This is a genomic window from Streptomyces milbemycinicus, assembly GCF_002154605.1.
Taxonomy (GTDB): domain Bacteria; phylum Actinomycetota; class Actinomycetes; order Streptomycetales; family Streptomycetaceae; genus Streptomyces; species Streptomyces milbemycinicus.
The window spans coordinates 287-645 of record NZ_MUNE01001057.1; the positions used below are offsets into that span (position 1 = coordinate 287).

Here is a 359-nt window from a genome sequence, read left to right on the forward strand (position 1 = left end):
TCGTCGTCGCCGTGCAAGGTCGTGACGAATTCCACGTCGACGGGGCTCAGGGGCTTCTCGATCATCAATACGCTCGTGAACACTGCCGGCGCCCTCTCGTGGGATTTATTCCGTATATTCCTTTTTTAACTAAGACCAATTATCGTCTTATTGCCGCTTACGACGGTAGCTGGTGAAAAGAAACCCGGCGTCCTCCAGGATGGAAAAGAGGGTGAACCGTTCCGGTTCCACCAGCTCCGGGCCCTTGACGATCCGCTCCGCGTCGCCCGCCGCGATCAGCGGGGCCAGCGACAGACACAGCTCGTCCAGCACCCCCGCCGCCGCGAACTGCCCGAGCAGCTTCGGCCCGCCCTCCGACA

General features: G+C 61.0%; 1 protein-coding gene and 1 pseudogene. Both read right to left on the minus strand.

Annotated elements, in window-relative coordinates; translation table 11 throughout:
• Nucleotides 1-65 (minus strand): annotated as a pseudogene (locus CCN51_RS58900) (indole-3-glycerol phosphate synthase); the annotation flags it as partial.
• Between the two features lie 82 nt (nucleotides 66-147).
• The coding region (locus CCN51_RS50915) for a dihydrofolate reductase family protein (RefSeq protein WP_211303346.1) at nucleotides 148-359 on the minus strand (212 nt) is incomplete at its 5' end.